Here is a 13,663-nt window from a genome sequence, read left to right as displayed (position 1 = left end):
CGTGATTCTCCGGCGCTGGTTTTTCTGCCTGGCGCGTGCCCTGGCGCTGCGGCTGGTCCTCGCTGGTGCGGCCTTCGTCAGCGGCGCCGTCGGGATCGAACTGATCGCCGGCGAATACCTCGCCCACATCGATCCGCACCATCTCGGGATCACACACCCTACGCGGGACCTGTTCGCGACCCTGGAGGAAAGCCTGGAAATGGCGGCGCTGATCTTTCTTATCCAGACCCTGGCCGCCGGGGTCGCCGCAGGCCAGGCCGATACCGATCCCGCCACCAATAAAAAGGATACCCGGCCTGCCAACGACCGGGTGTCTCAGCCGGTATAACGTCGTGATGGTGTCGTAGGAGAAAAATGGTACCGCCTCCCCGGTTCGAACGGGGGACCTCTAGATCCACAATCTAGCGCTCTAACCAACTGAGCTAAGGCGGCACGCGTGAGCAGGTGGCACACGACCTGCGTCAAGGCGCGGGAAATTAGCGCCCGCGCCCTGATTAGGCAAGCATCGGAACAGGGCTTTTTCAGGCGCGATTACACGCTGGCAGAACCTGCCCTACACATACCCTCGCGCCGTCATGTGCGAACGCATCGCGGCGATGCGGTTATCGTCTGACGGGTGGGTCGACATGAATTCGAGACGGCCGCCCTGGTGCAGGTCGGACATGTTCTGCCAGAAATCGATCGCCTGGCGCGGATTGTAATTGCCCTGCACCATGTAATCGACGCCGAGGCGGTCAGCCTCGTATTCGTGCTGACGGCTATAGGGCAGAATAACGCCGAGCGTCACACCCATGCCAAGCGCCGCGCCGATATCGTCATTATAGGCCGCGGTCTGCTGGTTCGAGCCCAGCGCAGAGGTAATCAGAGAGACGCCCATCTGGGCCGCGATTTGCTGGCTGGCACGCTCGGCAGAGTGGCGACCCGCGACATGACCGACTTCATGCCCCATCACGGTGGCGATCTGGTCATCACTCTCCATGATGTCGAGAATGCCCTTGTAGAAGCCGACCTTGCCGTTGGGCAGGACCCAGGCATTGATGGTGTCACTGTCGAAGACAACGAATTCCCAGTCCTTGTCAGTCTGGCCGGAGGCATCGACGACGCGCTGGCCGACCCGGTTCAGGCGGCGCTGATAGCTCGGATCCCGCAACACCCGTTCACGCTGCAGGCTGTCGCGCCAGGCTTGGTCTGAGAGCTGGGCCAGTTGCCCGTCCGAGACCAGCATCAGTTGGGACCGGCCCAGCGCTGCATTGTCGGCGCAGCCCCCCAGCATGGGCACGATGGAACCCGCAGCCAGGCCCATGATGACCTCGCGACGCTGCATCAGATTTTTCAACTCGTTCGACGACATGCCTTCTTCCCCCTTCGACTGATGGTCTGTCTATGTATAGAATAGCGCAGCAGTTTCTGCCTGTCTCGCCCAGAAATGGTCACGACGGGCGGCTAACACGGAACAGTCCCGCCCGAGGAGCACGCCGCACCATGCCCCGCCTTTTACGCTTTCTTCTGATCCTCATTGTCTTGCTGGTTGGCCTGGCGATCGCTGTGCCGATGCTGATTCCCGCCGAGGCTTATCGCGAGCGCGTCGCCAGCGAAGCGTCCACAGCGCTGGGCCGTGATGTCGTGCTGGCCGGGGATATGCGCCTGTCACTACTACCGCGGGTCGAGATCCGGGCCGGTGATGTAAGCATCGCGAATGCAGAGGGCTTTGGCGGCGATCCGATGGCGCAGATGTCGGAACTGCGGGTCGGCATCCGCCTGATCCCGCTCTTCTCGCGCTCGGTGGAGGTCGAGGAATTCGTCCTCGTGGATCCGGTGATCCGGCTTTCGAGCAATGCGCGAGGGAATAACTGGACCTTCCGCAGCGACACCGCCCCGGCCGCCCAGCCGGCCGCCGGACCGGGTTTTGAGCGCCGCCCGGGCGCGCTGCCCTTTGACGCCTCCTTTGGCGATGTCCGGGTGGAAAACGCCACGCTGATCTATTCCGGCAATGGCCAGACCCGCGAGATCCGCGGCCTCAATGCCCGCCTTGCCCTGCCATCTCTGGACGAGCCGGCCGGTCTGACCGGCGCCTTGAACGCCGATGGCGAGCAATTGACCTTCAATGCCGAGCTGGGCTCGGTGCGCGGCCTGTTCGAAGGCGCTGAAACCCCGATCTCGCTCCGTCTCGGCGGAGATATCATGCGGGCAAGTTTTGATGGCTTGGTTCGCGAAGGCCCTGATTTCGTGCTGGCCGGCACGATCGACACCACAATCCCGTCACTGCGCAGCCTGGCCACCTTTGCCGGCAGCGAACTGCCGCCGGGCGATCAGCTGCAACGGGTCGAAGCCTCCGGCAATCTGGTCGCCAGCGCTGAGCGGATCGAGCTAAACGGCGCCCAGGTCCGCCTCGACGAGATTACAGGGAATGGCGATCTCGACATTGCCCTCAGCGGCCCGCGCCCGCGCGTCACAGGCGCATTGACGGTCCCGGCACTCGATATCACCCCCTATCTCCCCGAACAGTCCACCGGTGGCTCCGGCAATGGTGAAGGCGCTGGCATTCCGCCGTGGAGCGAAGCCCCCATCGACCTGTCCGGCCTGGGTGTAATCGATGCCGATCTCGATCTTTCCGTCGGCCTGTTCGAATATGGTGAAGTCGACATCTCCGATGTTGATCTGGATGTGGCGATCGAAAACAGCCGCCTGGATGCACGTCTGCGCCGTTTCGGCCTTTATGACGGAAGTGGTGCGGTTCGTGTTGTGGCCAATAATCGCACTAATCGCCCCTCTTTCCGCGTCACTGCCAATCTTGACGGGCTTGATGCTGGCCCCTTCCTGACAGCAGCAGCGGGTTTTGACCGGCTTGCCGGTCACGGCGGCATGAATGTCGATCTGCGCGCGTCGGGTAACAGCCAAGCGGCGATCATGCGCTCGCTCTCGGGCAATGGTCAGTTCGCCTTCCGCGACGGCGCCATTATCGGCATCAACCTGGCCGAGACGATCCGCAATGTGAACAGCTTCTTCAACGCGGCCCCGGCCGGCGAAGCGGAAACCAGCAGCGAGGATGAGAGCCAGGCCGAGACCGGGGACCAGGCGCAAACCGATTTCTCCTCGCTCAACGGCTCTTTCACCCTGACCGGTGGCCGCGCCACGACCGACGATCTGTCCATGCTCAGCCCCCTGCTGCGGGTGGGCGGCAATGGCTGGGTCAATATGGGCGAGCAAAACCTCGACCTGCGCATGCGCCCGCGGTTGGTCGCCTCGATCGAGGGCCAGGGCGGCGCGTCTGATCTTCAAGGGGTGGAAATTCCGGTCCGCATCCGCGGCGGTTTCAATGACGTCTCCGTCGGTGTGGATACCGATGCGGTCGGCCGCGCCCTCCTGGGCGGTGCCTTGAGCAATGCGCTGGGCGGTGATGGCGGTGCACAAAGCCCGGAGGACGCGTTGCGCCAGGGCCTGCTCGACGCCATCGGCCTGGGCCAGCGGGATGAAGAGCCGGCCTCCGATGACGGCAATAGCGAACCGCAAGAGGTCGACCCGGCGGAGCAACTCTTGCGCGGCCTGTTCGGCAGCCGCTCTTCCGATGATGATAATGGCGACGGGCCGGACTAGGCCCTGCGTGAAGGCCTGCGCTGCGCACTTTTGACCATTGGCCGGATGGGGTGGCCGAGCTATAACTAGTTTCAAATGAAACTAGTTCCCTGGAGCAAGCCATGCCTGTCAATGATCCCGTGGTGACCGAACAGACCCCGGCCGATGATTTTACCATCGACCAGAAGTGGGATCTGTATTCACGCGAGGAACACGGAATCTGGAGCAAGCTGTATGAGCGCCAGATGGGCGTGCTGAGTGGGCGTGCCGCTCCCGAGCATTTCAAGGGTCTCGAACTGCTCGACCTCAATGAGGGCGGCATTCCCGATTTCCGCCGCGTCAATGAGAAGCTGGAAAAGCTGACCGGCTGGACCGTGGTGACCGTTCCCGGCCTGATCCCGGAAAAGGAATTCTACGAGCACCTGGCCAATCGCCGGTTTGTCTCCGGCCGCTTCATCCGCGATCCGCACAAGCTGGACTACCTGCCTGAGCCGGACATTTTCCATGATGTCTTCGGACACGTGCCGCTGCTGACCCAGCCGGTGTTTGCCGACTATATGGAGGCCTACGGCAAGGGCGGGCTGCGCTCGATGGAGTTCGACGCCATCCAGAACATGGCGCGGCTGTACTGGTATACTGTGGAGTTTGGCCTCATCAACACACCGGAAGGCCGCCGCATCTATGGCGCAGGCATCGTGTCATCGAAATCGGAATCCATCTTCTCGCTGGAAGCCCGCTCACCCAACCGGGTCCATTTCGATCTCGAGCGCATCATGCGGACCGATTACCGTTATGATGATTTCCAGCAGACCTATTTCGTCATCGACAGTTTCGACGAGCTGATGGAAGCGACCTATGCCGACTTCGCGCCGATCTATGAGCGTCTGCCGGACCTGGGCGAGTTGAAGCCGTCTGATATAGTCGAAGGGGACAAGGTCTATTCCCGCGGTACACAGGAATACGCCATGAGCGGCGGGCTCACCGGCCACGCCGAAGCGGTCTAGGTCTGGACCCAGGCGCTGAGCCTAGAGGTCTGCCGGCTTGATGACGATGTGCAGGCTGCCATCTTCGCGGCGCTCTGCATGCAGGCCCGGCGCCTCAATGATGACTTCCTCGAGCTTCTGCCGGGTCACCGGTTTGACGATATAGAAACGCGCGCCGGCATCGCGGTAACGCTGCTCGGCCTCGGGATTGCGGGTGCCGGAATAGACGCCGATGGCGCCAACCGGGAGCATGTCCGCGGTTTCTCGAATAAGCTGCATGGCGCCATCAGCGGCCAGACTGAGGTCCGTCAGCACCAGCGCCGCCTGGCCTGCCTGAGCCCGTAAATGCTCAAGCGCCTCCTCCGCCTTGGTGAAGGCATGGAAGTCAAAATCCACACCCGCATCCTCAAGGTCGGCTCGGAACAGGAAATGTTCGTCCGGGTCATCATCCACCAGGATGATCGGAACGCGTTGACCCTCGCTCACTATTGCCCCCCAACAAAAAACTGCGCGAAACTACCACAAATTTCCAGCTGACCAGAGACCAGCAATGGCACGGGCCAGTTTAGCCCGGGACTATTGATAGTCTTTCAGGCGGTTGCAGGCATAAAAACATTCACAAACAGTCTGCGCCACTTAGGCGCAAGATTTACAATGGCTGCGCCTAGTGATTCGGCCGTCCAAAACCCTACCCGACTAGTCCAGACCCCGCACGCTCATCCGCTCCGGTTCTCGTGCCGCCTGCGTGGCTACCGGGTAGGCGCAATAATCGGCTGCATAATAGGCACTGGGGCGCAGGTTTCCGGACTGCCCCGGACCGCCAAACGGCATATTGGAGGCGGCACCGCAGGTCGGACGGTTCCAGTTGACGATACCGGCTCGGCTTTCCACCCAGAACCGCTCCCACAGGCTTTCATCATCGCTGACGAGACCCGCGGACAGCCCATAGGCGGTATTATTGGCCTCGGCGATCGCCGCATCGAAACTGTCAACGCGGACAACCTGGATCAGCGGCCCGAAGACCTCCTCGTCCGGCACCTCGACACCAGTGACATCGACCACGCCCGGCTTGAGAAAGGCCGAGCCGAGATCACTTTGTTCAACCGGGATGACGATTTTAGCGCCGCGCTTGATAAGATCATCTTGCGCCGCCAGCACGCCTTGCGCCGCACTTTCGGAGACCAGCGGGCCGATAAAGGGCTGCGGATCGGCATCCCATTTTCCAATGCTCAGCTCGCGCGCGATCTCGGCGATGCGATTGACCACGGCATCTCCCGCCTCGCCCTGCGGCACGATCAGGCGGCGCGCGCAGGAGCAGCGCTGGCCGGCGGTGATGAAAGAGGAATTGACGGCGATCCGGGCCGCGGCCTCGGCGTCTGCGGCATCCCAGACCACGAGTGGATTGTTGCCACCCATTTCCAGGGCCAGCTGGACGCCGGTGCGGCCGGCGAATTTCTGATGAATGAATTTCCCGGTCGGCCAGGAGCCGGTGAAGAGCACACCATCGAGCTCGGCATGATCGAGCGCGGCTGCGCCGGTATCCCGTGCACCATGGACGAGATTGACTACACCGGCCGGCACGCCGGCCGCCTCGAAGGCATTGACCATGAACTCGCCCACCGCCGGGGTGATCTCGGACGGTTTGAACACAATCGTATTGCCCGCCAGAAGCGCCGGGATGATGTGCCCGTTCGGCAAATGGCCCGGAAAGTTATACGGCCCGAGCACGAACATCACACCCACCGGCTTGTGCGCCAGGGCCGCATAGCCGAACGCGGTATCGGCCGATTGCTCGCCCGTACGTTCCTGGTAGGCAGTGCGGGAGATCTCGACCTTGCCGATCATCGCCCCGGCCTCGCCCGCCGTTTCCCACAGCGGCTTGCCGGTTTCGCGGGCAATCAGCTCGGCGAGCTCATCCTTGTGGGCGTCCAGATAGGCCTTGTAGGCCAGCACGATCTCGACGCGTTCGGGATAGGCACGGCGGCCCCAGGCCGGGAAAGCAGCGCGCGCCGCCTTGAAAGCCTGGTCGACCTGATCGGCACCGGCGGCCCGGCCTTCCCAGATCAGGCTACCGTCTGCCGGGTTGTCCGAGCGCATGACCTCGGCGCTGCCCTCGACCCAGTTTCCATCAATATAGTTCATGCCATCATCCTTAGCGGCGCCAGAAGCGGGCGCGTTCACCATCCTGCAGGTCAAGCGCCTGCATCGTCTCATAGGGCAGCCCGACCACATCGCCGTCGATCATGGCCTGGGTCTGGCAGGTACGGAAATTATCGACCCGGTCTGTCGACACGATGCCGGACACGCCACCGGCCACCGAAGCGGCGCGGGCCGTCACGGCACGGCTCTCATTCAGGGTGCGGATCTGTTCGGTCCAGGCCGAGACCAGCGGACCGCCATCGAAGATGTCGACATAGCGGTTATAGTGGAAGCCTTCCCACTCCAGCAGGCGCAGGGCCCCGGCACCGTCCTTGTGGGTCTTGCCGACCACGTCCTGGACCGCCTTGGGTAGCAGATCGAGATAGATCAGGTGCTGCGGGCCCAGATCGAGGATGAACTGGTTGTCCGTCGACGCGCTCAGCTTGTCGGCCTCGGCAAAATCCATGCGGAAAAAGGGGCGCGAGACGGCGTCGTAGAAGGGCGAGGAGCCGTCGTCGTGAACCACACCGCGCAGCTCGGCGAGCACTTTCTCGCCGAACCGCTCGCGTCCGGCCGCGATCAGCAGATAGCGCGATTGCGCGACCAGCCGCCCGGCGCCGGTGCCACGCCCGGCCTCGGATACGAAGAGCGTCCCGACCTCGGTCGCGCCAGCAAAGTCATTGACCAGCATCATCGCATCCATATCAAAACGGCGATCCGCCTCGACGGAATGCTGGGCCAGGGTCAGGATCTTGAAATCCCAATAGGGTTTGGACACCCCAACCATTGCCTTGACCGCCGAACAGCCAACCACGCGGCCGGTCTCGCTATCCTCCAGCATGAGCTGATAGGTGTCCTCGGTCTGCTTTGTCCCGGGCGAGGCAAACGCCGCCTCGGACTTGGCCAGACGCGCTTCCAGCGCTTCCGGCGGCACGGCCAGCGAGGTAAAGCCAGTCCCAGCCTCCTTGGCCAGCTGGACAAAGGCGTCGATATCAGTGCGGCGCGCCGCCCGGACTATAAGCATCCTGTTTCCCCCCTAAAGACGCCTACTCGCCGCGCGCCAAAGCACGCGCCTGGCGGGCATCAAATTCGCCCTGTGCAAATTTCATCAGCATCACGGCAGACAGTTTCGCCCGCTCGGCGAAGCTGGACAGTTTCACGATTTCCCGGTCGGAATGGATATCCGCGCCGCGTACACCCAGCGTATCGACATTGGGACAACCGGCAGCCCAGAGATTATTGCCCTCGCAGACACCACCCGTGTCCTGCCAGCGAATATCCAGTCCGATGGCACCGCCGGCAGCGCGCGTCCACTCGAACATTTTCGCATTGGCCGGTGTCATCGGCTTGGGCGGGCGGGTAAAACCACCATGCAGCTCGGCCTCGATCCCGTCGCGGATGCGGACCTCGTCGAGCAGACGTTCCAGCTCGGCTTCGACCCAGATCTTGTCATTCTCGCTGGCGACACGGACGTTGAAGCGCGCCACGGCGGTGTCCGGCACCACATTTTCCGGCCCACCGCCATCGATTCGCGCCAGGTTGAAAGTGACGTCCGGCCGCTTGCCATTGAGGTCATCAAGACCGAGGCCGAAAGCGCAGGCCGCGGCGATCGCATTGCGGCCAAGATGGTGCTCGCGACCGGCATGGGCCGCGCGACCGGAGACCTTCAGCGCCCAATTGCCCGAGCCCTTGCGCGCCCCGGCCAGAGACCCGTCTGCCAGCGCCGGCTCATAGGTCATGCCGACATCAGCGCCCGAGGCCAGTTCAGCGAGGATGGGCGCGGAGCCGCGCGATCCGATTTCCTCGTCCGGGCTGATCAGGACATCGACCCCGATCTCATCCTTCCAGGGCGAGCGCTGCAGCCCTAAAAGGCCATGCAGCATCACGATGATCCCGCCCTTCATATCGGCGACACCGGGGCCGTTGAGCGTGTCCTCATCCCACAGCTGCGAGGTCTGGAAATGACTGTTTTCCGGGAACACCGTGTCGTGGTGCCCAGTCATGACGATGCGAATCGGAGCTTGCGGTCGGATACGGCAGTGGAAAGAGGGCGTGTAGGCTTTCTCGGTCACCGTGCCATCGCGCTCGACTACGGTCGAGGGCGGCAGGTCGACCGCGGAAATCTCCCCGCCTAGCTCGGCAAAGGCCTCTTCGAGCTTGGCGCGCATACGCTCCAGCCCGGCCGCGTTATGGCTGCCTGAATTGATCGCGGACCAGTCCTTGACGGTCGCGATCATGTGATCAGCGCGGCTGTCGATCCAATCGAGGACCGCGCGCTCGTCGGCGTTGAGCTCTACCCGTTCTAGCATAGGGAATTGATAGCCGTTTCGCGCGGCGGGTTCACCCCCGCAATGACATCATTGCGGGGGTGAAAACGGTCAGACGTGTTCCAGCGCCTGTTTCAGATCGGCGATCAGATCATCGGGATTCTCGATACCGACCGACATGCGGACAAGACCGTCGGTAAAGCCCTGACGCTCGCGCAGAGCCGGGTCGACACCGCGGTGCGTGGTCGAGCCAGGATGGCAAATCAGCGTCTCGGTGCCCCCGAGGCTGACGGCAAGTTTCATGACCCGCAGGGCGTTGAGCATGCGGAAGGCGGCCGCCTCGTCTTCGAGATCGAAAGCGAAGGTCGAACCGGCCGTGGTGCACTGGGCTGCAAAGACGCGGGCATCGCGGCTGCCCTCTTCCTGGAAACCAAGATAGCGAACACGCTGGACCTTGGGGTGGTCGCGCAGATACTCGGCGACTTTGCGGGCACCGGCTGCAGCAGCCTCCATGCGGACCTTTACCGTTTCCAGCGAGCGCAGCAGCATCCAGCTGGTGTGAGCATCGAGGTTGGTTCCGAGATAACCGCGCAGCCCGCGAATTTTGGCCATCAGCTCAGAGGATCCGACAGCGGAGCCCGCGATCAGATCACTGTGACCGCCGATATATTTGGTCAGCGAGTAGACCAGCACATCTGCACCCAGAGAAAGCGGCGAGGTATTGACCGGGCCGAGGAAGGTGTTGTCAGTGACGATGGTCGGCCGCTTGCCCTGCTTTTCAGCGATCAAGTCTGCGACACGGCCGACGGCGGCCAGTTCAACCAGGTCATTGGTCGGGTTGGTCGGGCTTTCCGTGTAGATAACCGAAACCTCGCCCTGGGCCATGGCCTGCTCAGCGGCAACCATGATGTCTGCCTCTTCAGCACCGGCGTCGAAATCAACCGCCTTGATGCCGTAATTGGGCAGGAACTTGCGGATCAGGCTTTCCGTGCCGCCATAGAGCGGTGTGGATTGCAGGATCACCGAGCCAGCATGGGCGAGGGCCATGAGCGTCGTCGAGATCGCGGCCATGCCAGAAGAAAAGACCGCCGCCTCTTCAGCCCCGTCATAGATCGCAAGACGGTCTTCCAGAACTTCCATATTCGGGTTGTTGAAACGCGAATACATAAGGCCTGCGGCTTCCGGATCCCCCTCTTCGGCCTGGCCGAGATTGACACGGAAGAAGGCCGCGCCCTCTTCAGCGCTGGAAAAGGCGAAGGTCGAGGTCAGGAAGACCGGCGGCTTGATCGACATTTCAGAGAGCTTGGGATCAAACCCATAGCTCATCATCTGGGTTTCCGGGCTCAGTACGTGACCGGCGACATCGCGCTTGCGGTAGGGTTTGTCCGGCTTGCTCATAATTTCCTCCCGTGGCTCGCGAAGGCGCGAGCTGTGTGTTCCGTGAGGGCATTTGACGAGGTCTAGGGGGCGGGTCAAGCCCATACTCAGCAGCACAAAAAAAGCGACCGAAACGCCCTCGATCGCAGCCTGTTTGAGCAATTTTATTCCAAAAAAGAACGGCCCGGCGAAATGCCGGGCCGTTCCAATCGGTTACGATCGACGATTAGTCGAGCGTGATAACCACTTCCGTACGACGGTTCAGCGGCTCACGAACGCCGTCAGCCGTAGAGACTGCGGTATTCGTTTCACCGAAGGCTTCCATCGAGATGGAGCTGCCGGCGATGCCCAGGCGAACCAGCTCGTCGCGGACGACGTTGGCGCGGCGCTCAGACAGACGCACGTTGTAGGCAGCTGCGCCCGAACGGTCGGTGAAGCCAGCAACGGACACGCGGGTCACGTCGCAAGAACCGGTCTGGTTCGCAGCCTGAGCGATCACGGCACGTGCCTGATCGGTCAGATCCGAACGATCCCACTCGAAGTAGACGACGAAGTCGACGTCGTCACAATCCGGCGGCGGCGGAGGCGGCGGCGGAGGAGGCGGGGGCGGCGGCGGCGGAGGCGGCGGCGGCGGCGGCGGAGGCGGCGGCGGCGGAGCTGCGAAGGAATAACGCAGACCAACCCAGGCCTCGTGGCCGGCCAGTGCATCAACGTTCACGCCGTTCTCGTAGTCAGCCGGACCAACCGAGACGTAGCGGTATTCGGTGTCGAGGGTCAGACGCTGGGTCAGTTCCCAACCAATACCCGCCATCACCTGCCAGGTGAAGACCGTGTCATCGTCGTGAACCTGAACCAGGCTGCCGGGAACAACGACGCTGCCCGGGAAGCCAACGATGTACGCATCGGTTTCGGTGAAACCAACACCCATACCAACATACGGGTGGTAGGAGCCGTCCGGGTTGAAGTCGAACAGAATGTTCGCCATCGCGGACCACATCTGGAAGTCGCTGTCGCTTTCCGGACCACCGTCAATCGCGCCGGTCTGGTTGAAGCGGTGAGCGAGTTCACCTTCGATGCGCAGGCCGTCAGCCCACTCATAGCCGAGAGCAAGTGCTTCGCGCAGATTGCCTTCGCCGTTGATTTCGCCAGCGAGCGCGCCAGAAACTGCGGTATCGCCCGGAGCGCCATAGCCTACAGCGCCGCGAACGTACCAGCCTTCGTCAGCGAACGCAGGAGCCGCTGCGAGAATGGCACCAACGGCGGCCGCCGTGAAAAGCCGTGTTTTCATCATTCCCCCTCCGGAGGCATGCGCCCCCTTGGTGTGACTAAACAATTCTCATCCGGCCGAAACTGGACCGAACTGAATTTCCTTGGAGTGCCCCCTGCGGACATTCCTACCAATTTGACTACAGCAATTAACAATCGGAAGCTATAGCAAGCTGCGCGATTTCAGGCATTTGGTGCGAAAAATCAGTTCCGTTGCAAGACTGCTACACCCGGCACAAAAAATCTCGTAAGTGATTGTTTTATAGTATCTCGATTGCCGTCGCGGCGACACAGGGCCGACACCCGATCGCCTCAGAGGCGAGCCGCTTCCCCTCTGGCGTGCGCCTTTGTCGCGCCTCTCGAACCTTTCCGGTTAATGAAGCGCCGCTTCCAGCGACTCATGCACAGCCGCGACGGCGCTCTGATCAGGCTGGAACGCGTCAAAGGCCCGCACATATGCAGAAATGAGAGCGCTATCACGCCGATAAAGGTCATTCAGATAGCGCACCTCGCCATCGCTATCGCCGACAACGGTCCAATAGGCGATGTGAACCGGCAATTGCTCGTCGAGCCAGACCACGTCTGGGGAGTTGCCGGCAGCCACCTCATCGAGGCGCGCCCGGTCATAGCCGTCCTGGCCATCGAGAATCCACTCGGCCAGCGCAAACGGGTCCTGGACCCGGATACAGCCAGCGGAGAAATCACGCCGAGTACGGACAAACTGGTCGCGCTCCGTCGTGTCGTGAATGTAGACATTATAGCGATTGGGGAAGATGAACTTGACCTCGCCCATCGGATTGGTCGGACCGGGCGCCTGGGACATCCGGTAAGGCCAGTTGCTGGTGCCCCACCGCGACCAGTCGATCTCGTAGGGGCGCACGGCCTGCCCGGCCCCATCGAACACCCGGAAGCCGTGATAGGCGGCGACATTGGGATTACGCCGGATTGACCGGAAACGTGAGCGCGCCGACCCCGTCGGCACACCCCACCAGGGATTGATGACCAGATACTCCATCATGTCGGAGAATTCCGGGGTCGAGCTGGCAACGCCTCCAACCATGACCTGGTGCTCGCGTACCAGAGATCCGTCTTCCCAGGCCTCGAGATGGAAGTCGGCGATATTGACCCAGATATGGCGCCGGCCCAGCTCGCGATCGCGCCAGCGCCGCTGCTCCATATTGGCGCGCAACTGCGCAATACGGGCTTCTGGCTGGATATTGAGCTGGCGCAGCGTATTTTGATCCATGCGACCGGTCGGAGCCAGATTGACCCGCCCCTGGAACCGGCGCACGGCGGTTTCCAGGCGCATATCGAAGGCATCGCCCTCTTCCCAGCGTCCGGGATAAAGACCCTCCGCCACCAGCCGGGCCCGCAATTGATCCACGCGCGGGCCGCTATCGCCCAGCGTCAGCGACGCTCCGGTTTCAATGGTCGGCCAGATCGGCTGCAGCGCCGTCAGCCGGATCATCTCCCGGCGCAGGATGTCATAATCGCGCACCCGAGGCGCAAACTCGGCCAGCACGGCAGCAAAATCGCCGCTATCCAGGGCACTTGCCAACCCGTCAATCAGGATATTGCGCTCGGCATTGTTCAGCTGGCGGGTCTCGAGGCTCTCCTGGTCGACCAGCCCGAACCGCAACCAGCCGCCAAAGCGCATGAAAGCCCGCTCGGCCATGGCGGCACGGTCAGCCAGCGCAATGGTGGGATTGGAGAGCATGAACGCAGTATCGTCGAGCGAGGGCAGGCCATGACTGGGCGCTTCGAACAATTGCCCCGCCAGGGCGTCGATATGGGTTTCGCTCCACGCCGCACGCGACGGCATGGCGAGCAAGGGCACCTCCGGTTCCGGTGCGATATCCTCGACCACCGGCGCCGGCATGCCCGGGCCATCCGGGTCCTGTGCCATTACCGGTGAGGCAAAGGCGGCCAGGCACATCAATGTGGTCAGGACTGCTCGCACCAGTCGTCCCCCGAGATCTTAACTTATCTTAACCAAGCAAAATCGATTCCAATACCCATTTCCGACGCTTGCAGGAGAAACTTTATGAAAGCGCGGCT

Annotated in this window: 11 protein-coding genes and 1 tRNA gene; 3 read left to right on the top strand and 9 right to left on the bottom strand. The window is 62.3% G+C overall.

Features of this window, described 5'->3' with window-relative positions:
* Position 1 precedes the first annotated feature (1 nt).
* Positions 2 to 328 (top strand): hypothetical protein, encoded by a 327-nt coding sequence (locus Q1V51_RS06405; RefSeq protein WP_300554329.1) that lies wholly within the window; start codon positions 2 to 4, stop codon positions 326 to 328.
* Positions 329 to 355: 27 nt separating this feature from the next.
* Here the strand turns inward: Q1V51_RS06405 and Q1V51_RS06400 are convergent.
* Positions 356 to 432 (bottom strand) — tRNA-His (locus Q1V51_RS06400).
* Positions 433 to 553: 121 nt separating this feature from the next.
* On the bottom strand, positions 554 to 1,351 hold the full coding sequence (locus Q1V51_RS06395) for a M48 family metallopeptidase (protein ID WP_300554328.1): 798 nt from the start codon (positions 1,349 to 1,351) through the stop codon (positions 554 to 556).
* 131 nt (positions 1,352 to 1,482) lie between these two features.
* Here Q1V51_RS06395 and Q1V51_RS06390 point away from each other — a divergent pair, with 131 nt between their 5' ends.
* Together Q1V51_RS06390 and phhA are read left to right on the top strand one after the other, a co-directional pair.
* A complete protein-coding gene (locus tag Q1V51_RS06390; protein WP_300554326.1) occupies positions 1,483 to 3,594 on the top strand; it encodes an AsmA family protein in 2,112 nt (703 codons plus the stop codon).
* A gap of 101 nt (positions 3,595 to 3,695) precedes the next feature.
* Positions 3,696 to 4,577, top strand: a complete 882-nt coding sequence (phhA, locus tag Q1V51_RS06385; RefSeq protein ID WP_300554324.1) for a phenylalanine 4-monooxygenase — start codon at positions 3,696 to 3,698, stop codon at positions 4,575 to 4,577.
* 21 nt (positions 4,578 to 4,598) lie between these two features.
* Here phhA and Q1V51_RS06380 read toward each other — a convergent pair whose 3' ends face one another.
* From Q1V51_RS06380 to Q1V51_RS06350, 7 genes are all read right to left on the bottom strand, one after another.
* The gene (locus Q1V51_RS06380; RefSeq protein ID WP_300554322.1) at positions 4,599 to 5,042 is read right to left on the bottom strand and encodes a response regulator; all 444 of its coding nucleotides are present in this window, start codon (positions 5,040 to 5,042) and stop codon (positions 4,599 to 4,601) included.
* Between the two features lie 210 nt (positions 5,043 to 5,252).
* The gene (gene astD / locus Q1V51_RS06375; protein ID WP_300554321.1) at positions 5,253 to 6,698 is read right to left on the bottom strand and encodes a succinylglutamate-semialdehyde dehydrogenase; all 1,446 of its coding nucleotides are present in this window, start codon (positions 6,696 to 6,698) and stop codon (positions 5,253 to 5,255) included.
* 10 nt (positions 6,699 to 6,708) lie between these two features.
* Complete coding sequence (locus tag Q1V51_RS06370) at positions 6,709 to 7,719, bottom strand: arginine N-succinyltransferase (RefSeq protein ID WP_300554319.1); 1,011 nt, start codon at positions 7,717 to 7,719, stop codon at positions 6,709 to 6,711.
* 22 nt (positions 7,720 to 7,741) lie between these two features.
* Entirely contained in the window at positions 7,742 to 9,004 is a 1,263-nt protein-coding gene (locus tag Q1V51_RS06365) for a hydrolase (RefSeq protein WP_300554318.1), read from the bottom strand.
* A gap of 69 nt (positions 9,005 to 9,073) precedes the next feature.
* Entirely contained in the window at positions 9,074 to 10,360 is a 1,287-nt protein-coding gene (locus Q1V51_RS06360; RefSeq protein ID WP_300554317.1) for a cystathionine gamma-synthase family protein, read from the bottom strand.
* A 205-nt stretch (positions 10,361 to 10,565) separates the two neighbouring features.
* The gene (locus Q1V51_RS06355) at positions 10,566 to 11,627 is read right to left on the bottom strand and encodes an OmpA family protein (RefSeq protein WP_300554316.1); all 1,062 of its coding nucleotides are present in this window, start codon (positions 11,625 to 11,627) and stop codon (positions 10,566 to 10,568) included.
* A 351-nt stretch (positions 11,628 to 11,978) separates the two neighbouring features.
* Positions 11,979 to 13,565, bottom strand: coding sequence for a L,D-transpeptidase family protein (locus Q1V51_RS06350; RefSeq protein ID WP_300554315.1), 1,587 nt, complete (start codon positions 13,563 to 13,565; stop codon positions 11,979 to 11,981).
* Positions 13,566 to 13,663 lie beyond the last annotated feature (98 nt).

This window comes from Maricaulis sp., assembly GCF_030149235.1.
Classification (GTDB): Bacteria; Pseudomonadota; Alphaproteobacteria; order Caulobacterales; family Maricaulaceae; genus Maricaulis.
Note: the sequence above shows the minus strand (reverse complement) of the source record. Positions and strands in the feature narration are given on the sequence as shown.

What these genes read in the sequence shown, in the direction of transcription:
- Q1V51_RS06395 (WP_300554328.1), bottom strand. Translation starts at nt 1,351, where the DNA reads ATGTCGTCGAACGAGTTGAAAAATCTGATGCAGCGTCGCGAGGTCATC.
- Q1V51_RS06355 (WP_300554316.1), bottom strand. Translation starts at nt 11,627, where the DNA reads ATGAAAACACGGCTTTTCACGGCGGCCGCCGTTGGTGCCATTCTCGCA.
- phhA (WP_300554324.1), top strand. Translation starts at nt 3,696, where the DNA reads ATGCCTGTCAATGATCCCGTGGTGACCGAACAGACCCCGGCCGATGAT.
- Q1V51_RS06360 (WP_300554317.1), bottom strand. Translation starts at nt 10,360, where the DNA reads ATGAGCAAGCCGGACAAACCCTACCGCAAGCGCGATGTCGCCGGTCAC.
- Q1V51_RS06365 (WP_300554318.1), bottom strand. Translation starts at nt 9,004, where the DNA reads ATGCTAGAACGGGTAGAGCTCAACGCCGACGAGCGCGCGGTCCTCGAT.
- Q1V51_RS06390 (WP_300554326.1), top strand. Translation starts at nt 1,483, where the DNA reads ATGCCCCGCCTTTTACGCTTTCTTCTGATCCTCATTGTCTTGCTGGTT.
- Q1V51_RS06370 (WP_300554319.1), bottom strand. Translation starts at nt 7,719, where the DNA reads ATGCTTATAGTCCGGGCGGCGCGCCGCACTGATATCGACGCCTTTGTC.
- astD (WP_300554321.1), bottom strand. Translation starts at nt 6,698, where the DNA reads ATGAACTATATTGATGGAAACTGGGTCGAGGGCAGCGCCGAGGTCATG.